The sequence below is a fragment of the Nostoc sp. S13 genome (assembly GCF_029379315.1).
Lineage (GTDB): Bacteria > Cyanobacteriota > Cyanobacteriia > Cyanobacteriales > Nostocaceae > Nostoc.
On the sequence record NZ_JAQYWQ010000003.1, the window covers coordinates 57,073 to 74,271 of the forward strand.

The window sequence follows — 17,199 nt, forward strand, 5'->3', positions numbered from 1 at the left end:
ATTTTGGCTCTGCCGCAAGTTAAGAGGCAGAGCCTTTTATTAGGCATTCTCAGTCTCCGACTGCGAACGAGATAAACGGCACTCTCAAGAATAAGATGCGATCGCTAAAATAGCAGAAATCTCATCTGTAATAACGGCAACTATTTTTGAGCGGTTCATTAGTATTTCCTGTAATGCAAGTTATTGTGCTGTACTTGTATCCACATTAATACTTGATACACAAACCATACACTTACTGATATATATCGCTTCGATGGGCTAACAAGCTGAAAGCAACATTGAGCTATTGCCATGACAACTAAATCCTGATTTCTCACAAAATCCAGATTGACCGCATTACCTGACAACTTTATTTAGCTACAAGAAAATTACTTCAGATAAATCAGCAAATTCAATCCTGGAATTGTGCGGGAAAGTGTCCACAAAACTAACGTGATGTAAATTACACCCAAACTCCATTGATACCAAGCTAGTGCAGAGATGAGACCTGGTAAGTGTTCGTCTCGGAGCCGAATGTCGTTAAATCCTAATCTAAGTAGGTTATTGAGGCTAAAATCATAGTAGTTGAGCCAGTTCCAACGGCGATCGCCCAACAAAGGCATATATCGTTCCCGAAATGTCTCATTCCTTGGTATCACTGGCAAACGTCCAATCAATAATCGTAACTGGCGAAAGGTGCCGTCTTCTGTGAAGTAAGAAACGTCCATTAAATCGTGATAACGACCTTGTTGGTAAAGTCGGATCAATAAAGCCATTGGGACGGGGACAATAATTATTAAAATACACCCCAATGTCAGCCAAGGTTGTTCAGCATTGCGAAAGATAGCTAGTAAGCTGAAGAATTCTAAAACGCTAAAACTGATTAATATCGAAATGGTTTCGTAAGATGTGGGAATAATTGGTATGGGATGCAGCCGACGATAGCGATCCACTAGCCAAAACAGTAAGCCGAAATAAGCGATCGCTAATCCTCCCACGCCAAACACTAACCAAAAATTTGTACCATAGCCACTCAACAACAGCAATACACTCAATGCCAACCAACTCCAAGCTTGCAGTAACCACGCACCTATAGAAAGGGGTTCGCCAACAATTAGGCGATATTTTTCTAAATCGATGTCTGCTAAGGTGAGTAACTCACTGCTGTTGCGAAACGATTTTAACAGACGACGCTGGGCGATCGCTTCAGCTTGAGTTGCAGAAAAACCCAGGTTAATCAAACTTGCAACAGTTGCACTATTAATATTTGTAGCTGTCAGACGGCGGCTCATTTCTATTAATCGCAGTCGTTGTTTTGTGTATTCCAGTTCATTAGCATCGCTAACTTGCTGTTGCTGACGAAAATTTTGCCCCAAATTCCGCAAGACATTTTGATTACCTTGCAATGTCGGGATGCAGAACATCTTACCAATCTGACCAGAATTACCTAAAATTTTTGCTTGATTGGAGTTAAAAGTTAAATCAGGTACGCTTAAACAAGCCTCTGGAGCAAACATCGCATCGCTAAAATCTGCTTGGTTAAGAATGTTCGCACCTTGCAGATTTACGAATTGGTTAAACTCCGCTTCCCGGAAGCTCACAGCTTGCTCAAAAGTCGCTTCTATAAAAAGGAGAAACTGATTAAAATTCGCTTTAGTAAACTGTACTTGATTGGCAAAGCGCACATCAGAAAAATCAGCATTTTCTTGCCACTGCACACTATTGAATTTAGCTAACTGTTTAAAAGTTGCTTGGTTAAAGTTAGCAGTTTTTTCAAAGATACTGCTTTGAAAATCAGTGATTTCCTGAAATTTGATTTGTTTAAAATTAGCTTTTTCAAAAAAAATACTGCCCTGAAAATTGCTTTGTTGGCGGAAGTTAGCACTAGTGAAACTAACGGAACGACCGAATCTGGTTTCAGTCCAGTTAGTGGGTTGGAGAAAAGTTGCACCTTGGGCATCCACAGATTGAAGAAAGAATGTATTAGGGAACTTCACTTCGCCATTGAAGCGAGTTTGCACCAGTGTCAATGCACCACGAAAGACGGTGATTTCACTAAATTGAATTGGCTGTGTTCCCAAAAGCGATCGACAATCTTTGGAGTTGGGTAAAGCGTAGGCGTAGCCCGTCGTAGATATCGCGAGTGACTGCAAGCAAACAAAGCGCAAACGTTCTAGTTCTTCTTGTTCAGTGGCCGTGAAAATGGGAGCGTAGACGCCTCGCGGTGAGGGGGTCGTAGTCTTAGCGGTTGCCGTCGTTAGCGCAGCGTTAGCGAGTCTTGTCTGCGACAGGCTGCGCGAACGAGCGTCTTGCGACCCCCCGAACCCAAAGGGCTTGTCGCCAGACATCGCTTGCCAGTACAAGGGTGTTCTTAAACCCAAATCGCTACCCACAAAATCCCCCAGAATCAAAGCATAGCTGAGGTCTAAACCTAGAGGTTTTGCACCTAGTTCTTTTCGCAGTAGTTGGTAAAAAGCATCACGAAACCTAGCGTTTTCTGGGCGCAAATCAATCACCATCTTCTGCAAATCTACGGTCAAATTGCCTTCGCGAAGCATTGGTGTGCGTAGTCGTTCTTGTAATAATTCCAGAGTTAAGGATGTGCGTTCTGGTTGCGTTTGTGCTGCCCAAGCAGGTAGGGAGAGGAAGAGGAAAAGAATTAAAAAAACGCAAAGGAACGCATTCGCATTGGCGTAGCCTCTTGTAGAGAAGCGTCTCGCAGAGAAGGAAAACGCAGAGGAGCGCAAATAAATGCCTCTGCGTAGATTTGCGTTTAACCTCTGCGTACCTATGGGTTTAAAAAATAATTTATGCAAATTGTTCAATCATTCATCGCTAATCAGCAGAACAATTTTACCCGTCACAGACCCGCTTTCAATTAATTGGTGGGCTTTAGCTGCTTCTTTCAAAGTAAATTTATGACTAACGTGGATTTTTAACTTGCCCTCATCGATCCAGGTGGCAGATTGTTCGAGAATTTCTGCATGATGCTGGAGGCTCTCTTCCAATCCTAGCAACGCTGGTGTCAGCATTAATTCTAAACCAATGCGGAGATTACGTAGTCTAGCAGTTTTCCAAACAGTATTGGCATCTGGTTCGAGAATCGTCACAATATCGCCATATACTCGCACTGCGGGGAAGGTTTTGTGAAAGGTTTCGCCACCTATAGTGTCAAAAGCCAAGTCTACGCCTTCGCCGTCAGTCCAATCTAATATTGCTTGCACAAAATCTGTTTGTTTGTAAAAAATTACATGATCAGCACCTAGTTGTTTGACAAAATTAGCTTTTTCTTCAGAACTGACTGTGGTGGAAACAGTAGCACCTTTAAGCTTCGCCAATTGAATTGCTACATGACCGACACCACCAGCACCCGCATGAATGAAAACCCGTTCCCCAGGTTCCAATCGTCCCCGTTCATATAAAGCTTCCCAGGCGGTGATTAACACCAAAGGCGCTGCTGCTGCTTTGGCAAAGGAGATAGACGCGGGTTTACGTGCCACAAACCGCTCATCCACAACGGTATATTCAGCATAATTTCCTTGGTGTGCGCCCAAGCCACCATAGCAAAAATATACCTGATCACCTGGGCGAAAACGCTGAACGCCAGTACCTACCGCTTCGACAATACCGGCACCATCACATCCTAAAATCGTCGGCAAGCGATCGGGGTAGAAAGTGCCTCGGCTACGAAGTTTAGTATCAATGGGGTTAATGCCAGCCGCCACCAAACGCACTAAAAGTTCAGTATTACCTACAGGAACAGCAGGGTTTGGCACTTCCTCTACTTGCAGAACTTCGGGACTGCCAGCTGCTGTCATTAAGACTGCTTTCACAACTCTTTCCTCCTGGCTTTAGATGCACGTTCATTTGCAACTTTAGCGCAAGAGGGTAGATACAGAGCTATGTTTTAGGGAAAACTGCGTCACCGAATAGCCCGCACTTTTCTACAAGACGCTGCGCGTAGCTTGCTTCCCCGTAGGGGTACGACAAAGCTCAGTGACCATCGTAGACATCGCGTTAAGGTTATAATAAGTGTACATTTAAATGTACACTTATTTATATGCTAAAGTACTTGACCATTACGGAAGCTCGACGACAACTATTAGAGTTGCCGAATGAGTTGAAAGATGAGCCAATAATCATCACCAAGCATGGTAAGCCAGTAATGGCAGCACTTAGCTTTGAACAATTTGAATCTTTATTAGAAACCCTGGCAATCTTATCTGATCGGGAGTTTGCCCATCAGCTACAGGAGAGTATAAGCCAAGAAAAACGGGAAGAAACTATTAGCTGGAAGGAAGTAAAAGCCCAACTTGGACTCTGATATACCACAACCCGTTAACATAGAGTATGAAATTGAACTGACACCACTAGCTTTAGAAATGTTGGTTGGTGTTAAGGATAAGCGTCATCAGAAATCTTTGAGCGATAGAATCGACAAACTCAAGACAGATCCAGAAAAGCAGGGAAAACCTCTCGTTGACAAGCTTAAGGGATATCGCAGTGTCAGGGCTGTCGGTCAACGCTACAGAATTATTTATAAAGTAGAGCTAGAGAAAGTCGTGGTTTTAGTAGTTGGGGTAGGACGACAAACGACTTCGTATCTACGCCCCTTCGTCAATTTTGAAAAAGGAAAAAGCTGTGAAACATTATGTTTCACGGCTTTCAGTGTGGTGTGAGGAGCTTAACTAAATATCATCATAAAGTAACTGCCCAATAACAACGCACTCGTAACAATTTTGGTAACAGACTTTTTTTAGTGATCGCACTCTCAAATATAAATCCAGTGAGTCAAAAATCCCCAATTGGTTGACTAGCTTTGAATGTGCAGGTTTGGTGGAAAGAAGTTAGTCTCAAGGATGAGTTTGAAATCTGACCGCTTCTAACTTTAATCCTTTAGCTAACTTTCAAGCAAAGCACCACCACAACTAGAACCACACCCAGCAGTACAACCATAGCAATAAGCAGCAGTTTGTATCTCATTAATCAGGTCTAAACTGCCAGCTTCTAACAGTTTGCTAACTGTCAAGGTTTCGCCATTGCGATTTTTCGCAGGCAAATTCATCATTTGGTTAAAGTCACAATCATATACATTGCCCAGATAGTCAATTGAAAGTTCATCACGACACATTAAATATTCAACTGTGCTGGGATTAAAATGCGACTCTAAAAATTGTAAATAACTGGTGTACAGTTTTCTCCGTTCTAAATGCATTTTGGTTCTACCAACTGGTAGGTTGGTAATGGTGAAGAGGTTGTTAAACACAATATTAAAATGTTCTTGTAAGAACATTTTGTAATCTCGTTCTAGGCTGGTCTGTTCGGGAGCTAAAGAAAATTTTTCACCCGTGGGTAACTGGGGATTAAATACCAAGTCCAAAGTTAAATTTGGCTCTTTACCATAGCCGAGTTGGTTCAGCCACTGCAAAGCTTTAACTGAACTATCAAAAACACCAGCACCGCGCATTTTATCAACATTATCTGCTAGGTAGCAAGGTAGGGAAGCCACAACTCTTACCTGGTGTTTAGCAAAGTATTCTGGTAAATCACTAAATCCATCTTCAAAATAAATGGTCAAATTAGACCGGACAATCACTTGTTTACCAGTTGCTCTTGCTGCTTCTACCAGTGGCTTAAATCCATAATTCATTTCTGGGGCACCACCAGTCAAATCCACAATTTTAATTTCGGGGAATCTGTGAATTAGCGAAATCAATTGTTCGCAAATTTCAGGAGAAAGTTCTTCTGTACGTTTTGGCCCAGCTTCAACATGACAGTGTGTACAGGCAAGGTTACAACGCTTACCTAGATTAATTTGTAAAACAGTGATTCCTTTTTTTTTAAAAGGAGAATTGAGTTTGTTTTTAAATGGTATGACTGTTGAATCTAGTGTAACTTTTGATTGAGTTTGCATTAATTACTACTCCTTTTACATGGCATAAATATATTCAATCAATTTTTCTAACCTTGCAATAATCTATAGGTTATTGCACTAATAATTGCAGCAGTTGGTAAAGTTAAAATCCACGATAATAGTATCTGATAAAAAACACGCATATTGGCTTTTTTGCCAGTCAACCCTACTCCAAAAATAGAACCAACTGAAACGTGAGTTGTGGAAACTGGAAGCCCAAACCGACTAGCTGCAATGACTAGAACTCCAGTTACTATATTTGCTGATAAGCCTTGAGTATGATTCATTGAGGTAATTTTTTGACTCATGGTGACAGCAACTTTTTGGGAGTTGATTAAACCACCAAGTGCCATTGCGATCGCAATCGTGATCATTCCTCCCTGTATCGAAAAATACTCAATAACTACAATCAGTGAGAAAATCTTGGGAGTATCATTTAATCCTCTAGCAAAACTAACAATTCCAGCGCTGATAAAATGGCAAGTATCAATTATTTTCTGATTGACTGATAGATTCCATTTTGAATTGATATAGCCAGATAAGCTGTAAATTCCTGCTCCCAAGGGAATAGCAATGATTGGACTGAGTAATAGAGGCAAAATAAAGGAAGTTCCCAAAGCTGCAAAATTAATTTTGAGTCCGATCGCAACTAATCCAGCCCCAACCAGCGCACCTGTTAAACTGTGAGTTGTGGAAATGGGAAACCCCATGAGGGTGGCTATAAGCACTGTTAAACCAGCCGCGATCGCTACTGCCAGATGAAACTCTGGAGCGTTAGCGATCGCATCAGGCACTAGTCCTTTTCCAGAGAAGTTTTTAATTAGTGTACTTGCCAAAAAAGTCGCAGATACTGCACCAGCCAAAGTTGTAATAGTTGCCCATAAAATTGCTGTTTGATAGCTGCTAGTTCGGCTACCAAATAACGTTGCTACCCCTTTAAAGTTGTCATTTGCACCATTTGAGTATGCTAAAAAAAGCGTGGCGATAAATAGACTAATTAACAACATTTTTGGGTTTATAAATTAACAAATCAGAATCCAGAATCCCGAATACAATTAGTGAAATATTGAAATTGTGCATTCATTCGTCAGTACTTTGACAAGCTCAGTAACCATCGCACAGAATTATTCTGAATTCTGAACGGTAGTTACTCTACTTGGAAAGACCCCTTCTCTACGAGACGCTTCGCGAAGGCGCTAGCCTCTCCCTTTGCGAGAAGACTGCACTACGTCCTCCTGACACCTGAACTCTTTCTGAAAAATTAACAGCAACCACCACCGCTATAGTGCCAGGTTGAATTGGTAACAATTATTTCTGCTGGCTTGATAGCAGCAAGTTTAGCAGCAGTCTTATCACACACTGCTGCGGGAATACCTCGCTGAAGTATATGACCTGCTAAATCGTCAAAGAATGGTTCCAAGCCAGCATAAATTGCTGTTTTACCCGTGAAAAGGCAAGCACCATCTTCTGGAATAGCAACTTTAAAAGAGACAGAATCCAGGCTTTCTAAAAGTAGGTGTTCTTCTAAATTATAAGTCTGCAAATCTAGGAGACGATAAGGACGACGGGCGCGAATTTCAACTTGACCAAAGCCAGCATTTGTAATCCGTTCAGTATACTCTTGATATGTGAGTGCGCCTGATAAACACATGGCTCTGAGTCGTTCATCTTGTTGGAGATGTGCTGGAATTTCACTAGTGGCAATTGGATCACTCATCTGTAAGCGTCCGCCTGGTTTTAATACCCGATAGGCTTCTTTTAAAGCACGGGTTAAATCTTCTGGTTCAAAGATGTTGAAAAGGCAATTTTGCGCCACGATATCGACGCTAGCATCAGCAACAGGTAAGTTAAAAGCATCGCCTTCGCGGATTTCTACAAACCTGGTGTCAAACCACGGGTTTTCTTGAGCAGCAATTTCCAAATTACGTGCGGCGGCTTCCCGCATAGCTGCAACTGGTTCAATGGCAATTACAGCACCTTCATGGCGCGAAAAATAAGCGAATTGCAACGCTTCTAAGCCGCCGCCAACACCGACATACAGCACAGTCGGTTGGTTTCCTAGTTCCGTGGGATGAACAGTGGTGCCACAACCATAGTTCATTTCCTGCATTGGCAAAGGAATTTTTAATCCTGGTAGTTGCAGGGGTGTACTTTGCACACAACAAAGTCCAACTTGGGGGGTTTGGGCAACTTCGCGATAGAATTGCGCTGCTGTTTCTAGATAGGTCATGCCATTTGAGATTTTAGATAATCATAAGCTTTGTGGATATTAGTATAATTAAAACTCTGAGTTACATGAGTTTTTGCTGAGATTGCCAAAAACTCCAAATCTTCATAAAAAGTAAATATTCCAGGACTTACGCCAAAAGGCAGTCAAAGCCTTGACTTACCGTAGGGGCAATTTATGAATTGCCCCTATATCTGGTACTTGATGCCTAAGTCCGATATTTTAGTAAATTAAATTCCTTAGCAGTTAACTAAATTAACCGTTGATCTCAGTACACTTCCCGCGTGCGACGATTTAAACTCCGGTTTTCAAATACCAAAATATCTGGGCTGTCTGCTTACTTAGTGGCTTCTTCGCAGGTGTGTGCCGACTCTGGCTAATAATTCATCAACGCTAAAGGGTTTAACGAGGTAATCGTCAGCACCAGCGTCTAAACCTGCAATGCGATCGCTCACTTCATCTTTGACGGTTAACAAGATTATCGGCACTTGATCACCAATACTTCGCAGGCGGCGGCAAATTTCCAACCCCGATAAACCTGGCAACATCCAGTCTAAAATTACTAAATCTAGATGTAACTCCCGCGCTGCGGTGAGTGCAGTTAATCCATCGTAGGCAATACTGACTTGATAACCTTGATAATTCAATTCCAATTCGACAAGTCGTGCCAGTTTGACTTCATCTTCAACCAGTAAGATGTGCGTCATGATGATGTTAATGATTTCAGCAGGGTACGGAAAGCAACAATACGGTGTGGAAATACTTTAGCAATGTGCTAGCTACTCAGTAGCCATACATTTAATTAAGTGTACGTTAGCTTAGTATAAACCTGAGTATAGTAACAACCGTAAATTTGCAATTACCGATCGCGGCTTGATTAAAGAACGATTCAACTGGCTATTAGCAATAGGCTGTGACATCTTCACCGCATTCATCGGCAAGATAACATAGCGCTTTAAAACGCAAACCAACCACTTCCTCGTATAGGGGATTTAATTTACACATCGGAGGAATGTGAAATAGCTTCCGACCAAACAGCGTCAAGTCTCGCTCAAAGGGACACTGAGCAGGAATAGCTTTGCACAGGAAATGAGCCAATTTGCAGTTATGAATTTCTATCGTTTCCAACCACTCGCGGACTGGGTGCAGTAGATCATTGTCTAAGCGGGCTTGAATAAAGCTTGTCATAATTATTCACCTTAATAATTTCTAACTAGATTGAGTTTGTTGTATTTGAACTTCTATAAATACATACAGTTAGGTTCTATAGTTTTATGCACTGATTGCTCATTCTTTGGTTTTCTACAGAGATAGAATAAGTCTCTAGGCACATTGTTAACTACACATTCAAGTGCTACAGTTCCCGATAATTTATCAAGCCGAACATATCTTTATGTGCTAAACCGCATTTTTGTAGAGTGTGTTACGCCGTAGGCTAACGTACCGACTATAGCGGTTCTCGTTTGGATACAATAGACGGTAGGGGCACAGCAATGCCCATCCGTGTCAACTTAACGTGAAAGTTAGTCTAGAAGCAGCTTTTAGAGATTATCTCGAAAAGAAGTCTCTGACTCTTAATGCATTCTGAGAGGCTCCGCCTCAAGACTTGCGGCAGAGCCACCAGCAGCTGCATTTCCAGCCTCTGGCTGGAAACAAGGTTTTAAAGGAGTTTGAGCTTAAGTTGACACCAATGAGCAATGCCCCTACTAATGGTACGGCAGTTCGCCCAAGTCGAGAGACTCGCCCACGCGACTGCCTCCTGTATTCCATGCAATTGAGAACCGCTATAGTTAACTTGTGTATTAACCAACTTTTTGGAGGGGCAGCTAAACTTAACTTAAAAAAGCATCAAGCTTTAAGAAAGCTGCGAAAACTGATGAATCATGACTTTTTCAGTCACAAAAAGCTACTTTTTGATCGATGGGCACCAAGTTACGACTGGTTCTTTCCTTCAGTGTTTTATCGAGCCGTTCACAAACGGTTGCTGGAGTACGTCGATTTATCAGAGCCAGCAAATATACTTGATATCGGCTGTGGTACTGGACGCTTACTTGAGCGCCTTGCCACTCAGTTTCCCGACCTGCGAGCTACCGGATTGGATTTATCTGCGAATATGCTGCGCGTAGCAAGACAGAGCAACCGCCACCGTCCACGTTTAATTTATATCGAGGGCAAAGCTGAGTCTCTTCCCTTTGCTGAAGGTCAATTTGATGCCGTTTTCAGCACTATCAGCTTCTTGCACTATTTGGAACCTAAACAGGTGGTTAGTGAGATAGCACGGGTACTTTCTCCCGGTGGACGCTTTTATTTAGTTGACATTACTTCTAAAAAAGAGACAGAACCTCAATTATTGCCAGTCTCTCCCCGTGGAATTAGACTCTACAGCCCTAATCAACGTCAACTTCTTGGCTCCTCTGCTGGGCTATTGTGTTTGAATCACCACTATTTACTAGGGCCTGTTTTACTAACGATTTTTGCTAAACCTCCGATTTAAAAATAGAGAATGGGGAATGGGGGAAACTAAACGATTGGAAACACCTTGTATCCAGCCCTGTTCTGCATATCTTAATTACGAATTACGAATTACTTCGATATTCCATAAACACCACAGGAACTTTCAGCAGCCTTTTAGCTAACTGCGAGAATCTAAATTTACCCTTGAGCGTAGACAAACCTATTGTCTTGGGAAATTGTGGTAAGTCTTCAAAAGATATTGGCACAAAATCAAAGCGACTGTAAAACTGCGCCAGTCGCTCACCTAAACATTCAAGATAAAGTGGTTGTGTTGCTGTATTAATCAAATGCTGGATTAGCAAAGTAGCCAAACCGCGACCTCTCCAAGCTGATGCAACGACCAAACTACCAAGTTCTTGTGCCCCTGAGAAATTACGTAGCTGTCCACAAGCTACCAGATTGCGTAGGCTTTGCCCGCCGTAGGTATCGCATTCAATTACCCAAAATTGCTGCCAATTTAATTGGGTTGGATCGAGTATCGCTGAAAACACCAGCAATCGAATCGACCACCGATCCGCAGAGGTGGCTTTGCGAAGGACACACCCAGATGGTAACGATAGATTGTTCTGGTTCATCAATTACACTTTCATAGTTTGGATCACAATCATCACACCATATTATTCACTCACATCCACTGAGATGATTTGGCATTTCTTCTCAACTATTAATAATGCAACTTCAAAAGCATCTTGGACATCAAACCCGTTCCAAGTTCCCCCTTAACCACAGCAAGCCTTCTCAGTTTAACAAATTCTATATTTATGGATTTTTGTCAGCATATATGAGTAGTACTAAACAATACTTCCGATAGAGGGCCGCATCAGCCATAACTAGATTCTGGATAGATGTACTCACACGCCGAACTTTTTTAAGATAATACTAACAATAGATGATTAGGAATGTTAGTCATGGCTGAAGAACAAAAACAAAAATCTGATAATCAAGAAACTACGCCTAGTGCTTCTGGTGGCTACCAAACCCCCATCGAAGAAGGTATCCGCAAAACTGGCGATGCTGAAAAGAGTGATGCTAAACCCAGTGCTACACCAGAAGCACCAGGAGAAGATGGTATCGCAGGTAGCCCCAATCAGGGAACTGAGTCACGTTAATTGGTTTGAACTTTCCTAAGTTCCAATAATCTAATTGGGCTTTTTATAGTAACCCGGATTTAGTAAAATTTGAGTGGATAGTTGTGGTTTAGATCACGATTATTCACTTATTTTCGTTGTCGAAGAATCGTTTTTAAAGGATTTGAAACGCTACAAGGAAAAATCGGTTACTCAGTTGATAAATTAAATTGTATGAATGAAAACTGCCTCGCCTACGGGATTAAAATTTCCGACTCAGATTGGGAAAAGACTCCAGCCAAGGTCAAGTCGCTTTGCTCCAATTAAAAATTAAAAATTATTAATTAAAAAATTGCAAGATGCTCGAGGACTCGCTAACGCTTCGCTATCAGTGGTTGCTCTATACCCCAAATTAATTAATTAAAAATTATTGTTTTTATTAATTTTTAACTTTTAATTTTTAATTAAAAAAAAGTCAAAGAACTGGTAGAGAAAACGAGGCGGCAGATAAAGTAATTTCGTTCAAAGGCTTGCTGAACAAGAGTCCAAACAGCAGGAGCTATGAGAAAAAATTAATCGCAAATTGCTTCATACCGTAAAGCTCCACTACTGCCACTCGGAAAAAGCGCATTTTCATATATACCAACTAACTCTTTTCCAAGTCGCTGACAATTTTTGATTGAAACTTCGCTGAGATTACTAGCAACAATTCCACACCCTAACACTCCTGGATGTTCATCGAAGAGTGGGTCATCTATTGCAGCTAAACTTACGTCACCGCACCAAATTCGTCTTTCTCTCAAACTCAGTTGATATTTTGTCAAAGACAACTTTATTTCATTAATTAAAGTGTCTCTGTATTGATAAGAATCATAACCATACCAATACAAGACTTTTAAACCTTGCTGACTCAATTTACTAAATAAGTCTATCGAATGCAGTCCGTTAGCAGACCGCGTAAATGGACGGAAAGGATCAATATGTACAAATGTAGTTAAAGCGTCTTGTGCTGACAACTTCGCTGCTTTTTCTGCTAATGTACTAATACCATCTGCGTGAATCACCTCAACAACTTTTGATGCGGCTTCAGTATCCGATGCTTCTTGAATATTCTTCAAGCTTTCATTATCTATGTCGCAAAACAAAAACTTAGATTTGTTTTTATGCAGGACTTTTAATGCAATCAACGGTGAACCTGGGTAGGTAGATAATTGTCCCTCTTGTTGGTAGGTGTTAAGAATATGCTTGTATGCTGACGCTTCAAGCATTGGAGATTGGGCTGTATGGTCTATGAAGTAAAACACTCCATAATCCCTCTGAATAGAATGTGTGAGGGTGTACAACGCAGAACCAGCATGAGATTCCCAGTACGAAAACGGCTTTTCAACTCTCAGAATTTCTGCTAATGGCAAATGTTTCCAAATATCACCGATTGTTCCGAAGTGTCTATTTGTCATATTGATTAGCAAAAGATTTTATCTGTAGTAACATTTGTCAATCCAAAGTCGCATTTCTTCTTCAGAACCAAAACAAGCAGAGCGTCCTGTGATTGGATCGTAGGCGTGCCAACAAGAAATGTTACCACGCCGGTCTGATTCTGGCCAAACTTGGAGGTCAGAACCACTAATCATCCATATAACAAAATGTTGCCAATATTTTCGTAAATTTAACAAAAAATTAAATTTGTTCATAGTGAAAGCACCTGATAAACAGTGAACTATTACTATTACTTTTACGTAAGAGTTTTTAACTGAGAAGGTACAGTTTTGGCAGATTTGATCTAGTACAGTTAAGCGCCATTCCAACTGGTATAGTAAAAAAACTCTCAACTGTACTAGGTAAACTTGGTAAAAATAGTTTATATTGCCAGTATTGATGATTATTTAGTCATTAGACATCTCCGAAAAATAATGTAGAGACGCGAAATTTTGCGTCTCTACAAGAGTTGTAGATAATGCATATTTAATTTCTGGAAATGTCTATTAACAAATGCGCCAAAATGAAAATTTTATTAGAACGACAGTCACACAAACCAATTTATTTGCAGATCCGAAATCGCATCAGTAGTTTGATTAAATCTGGCGCACTCAAAAGTGGCGATCGCCTCCCTTCTATCCGCTCTCTGGCAGAAAGTTTACAAGTTAACAAACTCACGATTATTGAAGCGTATAATGTTTTAGAAGCAGATGGGATTGTTTCTGCCCGTCAAGGTTCAGGATATTTTGTCAACAGCATTTCTCTAAAGAGCGCAAACTTAGAATCTACATTTGCTCCATCTCAAAATGTGATAATTACAAAACCAGGTAAGTGTTCTTTTTATGAGATGTATACTCCACTGGTGCAAGCTCAAACGCAGCCAGGAATGATTAATTTTGGCTACGGTTATCCTCGTCCACCAAAAGATATCAACCTGATTGCCAGACGAGCACTAAGACAAGAAGATACTGATATTTTCTTTCCTCACGAGATGCCTCAAGGACAACTAACTCTGTGCAGACAAATTGCCCAGATGCTAGTACATCAAGGATTAGAGGTTTTTCCAGAAGATTTAATTATTACTAATGGCTCTCAGCAAGGGTTGTCATTAGCGATGAATTATTATGTAAAACCTGGTGATTGGGTAATTGTGGAAGCTCCCACCTATTATGGTGCAATCTCTATCTTAGAAAACTTAGGAACCAAGATTATTGGCATTCCCATGACTGCGGAGGGAATGAATTTAGATTTATTAGAGCAATATCTACACAGCCACCGCCCGAAATTAATTTATACGATTAGTACCTTTCACAATCCGACTGGATTGACAACAACACAAACTCATCGTCAACAATTGCTAGCGTTAGCGGAAAAATATGAGTGTCCAATTTTGGAAGATAATGCTTATGAAGGAATAAATTTCCAGGCTGTGCCAGCGCCAATTAAAGCTTTAGATAAAAATAATTTGGTGACTTACTTAAGCACTTTTTCTAAAACTTTAATGCCTGGTTTACGAGTGGGCTATATGGTAGTTACAGGTAAGCATTATCAAGCAATTATTGAGCGGAAGTTGCTCCATGACTTGCACACATCCAGTATTTCACAAACTATAGTTAGCGAATATCTCGCTTCAGGACATTACCGCCGTCACCTCAGCCGACTTTGTACAGATAATCTGCAAAGTCGTAATACCATGCTGCAAGCTTTGGAGCGTTATTTTCCTGAAGAGATCCGGTGGACAGTTCCTACAGGAGGATTATTTCTCTGGGCGCAGTTACCAAATGATATTCCTATTGGAACAATTCGCAAGGAAGCCTTTGCACAAAATGTCTACCTGGCGTGCGGTTCGGCATTTTTCCCCGATAAACAGGGTTATCCGGCGATGCGTCTAACTTTCTGTCTCCAGCAAGAGGAGATTGAGCAAGGTATTTCGATTGTGGGTAAGTTGCTGAAAAAGTATATTTCCAAAGGATGCGTAGATACAGAGCGGCTTGTCGTTAAACATCGCATATCTAATTATCAACCGCTTGTTCACAGTTCGTAGGTTATACCAATTCTGTATGAAGATGCGCTAAACCATATTTAAGTACAAGAAAGAAAAACGAACCGCAAAGGACACAAAGAAAGAAAGAAGTTAAAAGGGTTTAGCGCAGTCTCACAAAGAAATGGTATTAGCACAACTGTCTTAAACTATTTAGCGCTGAAGGTGATTTATACAATGCACTACGTCTTGGCAATCATAAATTACCACTCTATATTTGTTTTTGTAGCAGATCACTATTTCATTCAATGCAGCCATCTCAATTAAAAATACCTCATGTCCGTGGTTGACTTCAGCTAGGCCAGTTGAGCATTAGGTATTAAATTTACCAATTCTTGTTGTTCTACTAAGAGAATATAAGTAGTTATTTAAATTTCCAATTATACAAACCAGTAATAATGCGAGTTGCACCTTGTGTAGGATCAATCAACGGTAATTTGATAGGCTTTTCGTATTTTAACTGTTCGCGCCCAAGATTCACTATCTTTACCACAGCAAGTTGAGGATTGAGGACTGGGAAAGGATTATTTTAATCCGAATTCCTAATCTCTGATTCCTAATTCAAACAAAGAATTTTATCCGTGAAAAAAGTAAAATACTACGAGTTTTGCGTGAGTATAGCCTTCCCCAGGCATCACGTCTGGATACAATGCCTTAGTATTTATAGCGATTTTTGTTTGGATGCAATAGGCAATGCCCAATACTCTTTTTTCTAAAGTTCATCAAATTTTTAGAAATAAAAAGTTTGAGTGGGGTTCTGAAAGAGCTAAAGTTTTGTTAAGATGCAATTGTTAGCAGTTTCTCAACGAAATTCACCTATCGGGGTGTGGAGAAATAAAAAGTACTAGCAGCACAAATTTCAAAAGGTGAAGCAATGACCACCTATATTTTTTTCGATGAAGCCCTACGAATGCTTACCAATGCCTACTTGATGTCAGGAGTACTGTTAATAGCAGTTTCTGGTATAGGTTTGGCGGTAATTGAAACAATAGAAAAGGCAGGAGAACCCTAAGTTTACAGGTGGCAGTGTAGTTATTGCCAAAAACCATTGGGTGCAAGTGTTCGCCGTGGCAAAATCCTGGGAACACTAAGGCATGAAAGTCTCACAGCGTTGCAGTCTTACCTGGAAATCCACCAAATGCACAGGTAACTCTACCGCTATTGAGACCCTAAGTAAGGAGTTACTACAATGGGTCTATTCGACGCTGTGTTGGGCACAGAAAGCCAAACGCAAGCAGCACTCAATCCAGAGGAAGCTTTTGCTGTCATTATCTTGGTGGCAACAGCCTCAGACGGTTATCTTTCAGTTGAGCAAGCAAATTCTATCATCTCTGTGCTGTCCCGGATGAAACTTTTTAAAAGTTATCCCCATGAAATGATGAACAGGCTGTTTGAAAAAATCTTGGGCATTTTCCAGGGTGATGGTTTTAATCCTTTATTTGATGCAGCAAAAGATTCTCTATCTCAAGACTTGCGGGAAGCAGCCTTTGCAGTAGTGACCGATTTAGTCCTAGCTGAAGGCATTCTACCTGAAGAAGAAAAAAACTTCTTAAATGATTTATATCAAGCATTAGGTGTTTCTAATGAGATAGCAATACAAATTGTGCAAGTAATCTTGATTAAAAACCGGGGATAGGGCGATAGAAGATATGCCTAATTAAACTATATAAATAGCTTATAAACAAACCGTGCCAAAGAAGCCTGACTCCTTTGGCACTATTTTTGGTGTTATTGTGACAAGGCTGAGATTGCCGACTTTTTCAAGAAGTCGTAAATCTTGTTGTTGAATGCAGTATTGTGTCATAATCCGATTTTATCAAACAGAATTCAGGAGCCAGAATTCACTTGGGTATTTTGTGCGACTGGTGGATGAATAAACGGCATTTTTGCACCCCCACCAAATTTTCTTGTTTTGTGGTCAACAAGAAAGTGGCGGGTCTGAATTCCCCACTGATTGCATTCTGACTCCTGAATTCTGACT

General features: G+C 40.8%; 16 protein-coding genes and 1 pseudogene. 7 read left to right on the forward strand and 10 right to left on the reverse strand.

Going from position 1 to position 17,199, the window contains the following annotated elements; genetic code table 11:
- Positions 1–368: 368 nt before the first annotated feature.
- Together PUQ00_RS01590 and PUQ00_RS01595 are read right to left on the reverse strand one after the other, a co-directional pair.
- The gene (locus PUQ00_RS01590; protein ID WP_300412487.1) at positions 369–2,726 is read right to left on the reverse strand and encodes a pentapeptide repeat-containing protein; all 2,358 of its coding nucleotides are present in this window, start codon (positions 2,724–2,726) and stop codon (positions 369–371) included.
- A 78-nt stretch (positions 2,727–2,804) separates the two neighbouring features.
- Complete coding sequence (locus PUQ00_RS01595; protein ID WP_300412489.1) at positions 2,805–3,812, reverse strand: zinc-dependent alcohol dehydrogenase family protein; 1,008 nt, start codon at positions 3,810–3,812, stop codon at positions 2,805–2,807.
- A 227-nt stretch (positions 3,813–4,039) separates the two neighbouring features.
- On the opposite strand from PUQ00_RS01595, the gene PUQ00_RS01600 reads away from it, so the two are divergent.
- Together PUQ00_RS01600 and PUQ00_RS01605 are read left to right on the forward strand one after the other, a co-directional pair.
- Complete coding sequence (locus tag PUQ00_RS01600; RefSeq protein ID WP_300412491.1) at positions 4,040–4,303, forward strand: type II toxin-antitoxin system Phd/YefM family antitoxin; 264 nt, start codon at positions 4,040–4,042, stop codon at positions 4,301–4,303.
- Positions 4,293–4,658: a type II toxin-antitoxin system RelE/ParE family toxin gene (locus PUQ00_RS01605; RefSeq protein WP_300412493.1), complete on the forward strand. Its 366-nt coding sequence runs from the start codon at positions 4,293–4,295 to the stop codon at positions 4,656–4,658. The genes PUQ00_RS01600 and PUQ00_RS01605 overlap by 11 nt, the downstream gene beginning before the upstream one ends.
- Positions 4,659–4,879: 221 nt before the next feature.
- Here the strand turns inward: PUQ00_RS01605 and arsS are convergent, their stop codons facing one another.
- The 5 genes and pseudogenes from arsS to PUQ00_RS01630 form a co-directional block, all read right to left on the reverse strand.
- Complete coding sequence (arsS, locus tag PUQ00_RS01610; protein ID WP_300412495.1) at positions 4,880–5,893, reverse strand: arsenosugar biosynthesis radical SAM (seleno)protein ArsS; 1,014 nt, start codon at positions 5,891–5,893, stop codon at positions 4,880–4,882.
- A gap of 47 nt (positions 5,894–5,940) precedes the next feature.
- Positions 5,941–6,900, reverse strand: a complete 960-nt coding sequence (locus tag PUQ00_RS01615) for an inorganic phosphate transporter (protein ID WP_300412497.1) — start codon at positions 6,898–6,900, stop codon at positions 5,941–5,943.
- A 254-nt stretch (positions 6,901–7,154) separates the two neighbouring features.
- Entirely contained in the window at positions 7,155–8,123 is a 969-nt protein-coding gene (gene arsM / locus PUQ00_RS01620; protein ID WP_300412499.1) for an arsenosugar biosynthesis arsenite methyltransferase ArsM, read from the reverse strand.
- A 268-nt stretch (positions 8,124–8,391) separates the two neighbouring features.
- Positions 8,392–8,827 (reverse strand): annotated as a pseudogene (locus tag PUQ00_RS01625) (response regulator transcription factor); the annotation flags it as partial.
- 193 nt (positions 8,828–9,020) lie between these two features.
- Complete coding sequence (locus PUQ00_RS01630) at positions 9,021–9,308, reverse strand: Mo-dependent nitrogenase C-terminal domain-containing protein (RefSeq protein WP_300412501.1); 288 nt, start codon at positions 9,306–9,308, stop codon at positions 9,021–9,023.
- A 688-nt stretch (positions 9,309–9,996) separates the two neighbouring features.
- On the opposite strand from PUQ00_RS01630, the gene PUQ00_RS01635 reads away from it, so the two are divergent.
- A complete protein-coding gene (locus tag PUQ00_RS01635; protein ID WP_300412630.1) occupies positions 9,997–10,614 on the forward strand; it encodes a class I SAM-dependent methyltransferase in 618 nt (205 codons plus the stop codon).
- A gap of 82 nt (positions 10,615–10,696) precedes the next feature.
- Here PUQ00_RS01635 and PUQ00_RS01640 read toward each other — a convergent pair whose 3' ends face one another.
- Positions 10,697–11,209 (reverse strand): GNAT family N-acetyltransferase, encoded by a 513-nt coding sequence (locus PUQ00_RS01640; RefSeq protein ID WP_300412503.1) that lies wholly within the window; start codon positions 11,207–11,209, stop codon positions 10,697–10,699.
- Positions 11,210–11,542: 333 nt separating this feature from the next.
- Here PUQ00_RS01640 and PUQ00_RS01645 point away from each other — a divergent pair, with 333 nt between their 5' ends.
- Complete coding sequence (locus PUQ00_RS01645; RefSeq protein ID WP_300412505.1) at positions 11,543–11,743, forward strand: hypothetical protein; 201 nt, start codon at positions 11,543–11,545, stop codon at positions 11,741–11,743.
- Between the two features lie 530 nt (positions 11,744–12,273).
- On the opposite strand, the gene rlmJ is transcribed toward PUQ00_RS01645, so the two are convergent.
- Positions 12,274–13,158 (reverse strand): 23S rRNA (adenine(2030)-N(6))-methyltransferase RlmJ, encoded by an 885-nt coding sequence (gene rlmJ / locus PUQ00_RS01650; protein WP_300412507.1) that lies wholly within the window; start codon positions 13,156–13,158, stop codon positions 12,274–12,276.
- Between the two features lie 18 nt (positions 13,159–13,176).
- Positions 13,177–13,392 carry a hypothetical protein gene (locus tag PUQ00_RS01655; RefSeq protein ID WP_300412509.1) on the reverse strand — a complete coding sequence of 72 codons (216 nt, stop codon included), beginning with the start codon at positions 13,390–13,392 and terminating at the stop codon, positions 13,177–13,179.
- A 308-nt stretch (positions 13,393–13,700) separates the two neighbouring features.
- Between PUQ00_RS01655 and PUQ00_RS01660 the strand changes: the two genes are divergently transcribed.
- The 3 genes from PUQ00_RS01660 (at position 13,701) to PUQ00_RS01670 (ending at position 16,854) form a co-directional block, all read left to right on the forward strand.
- Positions 13,701–15,221 carry a PLP-dependent aminotransferase family protein gene (locus PUQ00_RS01660; RefSeq protein WP_300412511.1) on the forward strand — a complete coding sequence of 507 codons (1,521 nt, stop codon included), beginning with the start codon at positions 13,701–13,703 and terminating at the stop codon, positions 15,219–15,221.
- An 871-nt stretch (positions 15,222–16,092) separates the two neighbouring features.
- The gene (locus PUQ00_RS01665) at positions 16,093–16,230 is read left to right on the forward strand and encodes a hypothetical protein (protein ID WP_300412513.1); all 138 of its coding nucleotides are present in this window, start codon (positions 16,093–16,095) and stop codon (positions 16,228–16,230) included.
- Positions 16,231–16,407: 177 nt separating this feature from the next.
- Entirely contained in the window at positions 16,408–16,854 is a 447-nt protein-coding gene (locus tag PUQ00_RS01670) for a tellurite resistance TerB family protein (RefSeq protein WP_300412515.1), read from the forward strand.
- Positions 16,855–17,199: the final 345 nt, after the last annotated feature.

Excerpts from the sequence above, each read along its gene's own strand:
- PUQ00_RS01600 (WP_300412491.1), top strand. The coding sequence starts at position 4,040 with ATGCTAAAGTACTTGACCATTACGGAAGCTCGACGACAACTATTAGAG.
- arsS (WP_300412495.1), bottom strand. The coding sequence starts at position 5,893 with ATGCAAACTCAATCAAAAGTTACACTAGATTCAACAGTCATACCATTT.
- PUQ00_RS01615 (WP_300412497.1), bottom strand. The coding sequence starts at position 6,900 with ATGTTGTTAATTAGTCTATTTATCGCCACGCTTTTTTTAGCATACTCA.
- arsM (WP_300412499.1), bottom strand. The coding sequence starts at position 8,123 with ATGACCTATCTAGAAACAGCAGCGCAATTCTATCGCGAAGTTGCCCAA.
- PUQ00_RS01630 (WP_300412501.1), bottom strand. The coding sequence starts at position 9,308 with ATGACAAGCTTTATTCAAGCCCGCTTAGACAATGATCTACTGCACCCA.
- PUQ00_RS01635 (WP_300412630.1), top strand. The coding sequence starts at position 9,997 with ATGAATCATGACTTTTTCAGTCACAAAAAGCTACTTTTTGATCGATGG.
- PUQ00_RS01640 (WP_300412503.1), bottom strand. The coding sequence starts at position 11,209 with ATGAACCAGAACAATCTATCGTTACCATCTGGGTGTGTCCTTCGCAAA.
- PUQ00_RS01645 (WP_300412505.1), top strand. The coding sequence starts at position 11,543 with ATGGCTGAAGAACAAAAACAAAAATCTGATAATCAAGAAACTACGCCT.
- rlmJ (WP_300412507.1), bottom strand. The coding sequence starts at position 13,158 with ATGACAAATAGACACTTCGGAACAATCGGTGATATTTGGAAACATTTG.
- PUQ00_RS01655 (WP_300412509.1), bottom strand. The coding sequence starts at position 13,392 with ATGAACAAATTTAATTTTTTGTTAAATTTACGAAAATATTGGCAACAT.
- PUQ00_RS01660 (WP_300412511.1), top strand. The coding sequence starts at position 13,701 with ATGAAAATTTTATTAGAACGACAGTCACACAAACCAATTTATTTGCAG.
- PUQ00_RS01665 (WP_300412513.1), top strand. The coding sequence starts at position 16,093 with ATGACCACCTATATTTTTTTCGATGAAGCCCTACGAATGCTTACCAAT.
- PUQ00_RS01670 (WP_300412515.1), top strand. The coding sequence starts at position 16,408 with ATGGGTCTATTCGACGCTGTGTTGGGCACAGAAAGCCAAACGCAAGCA.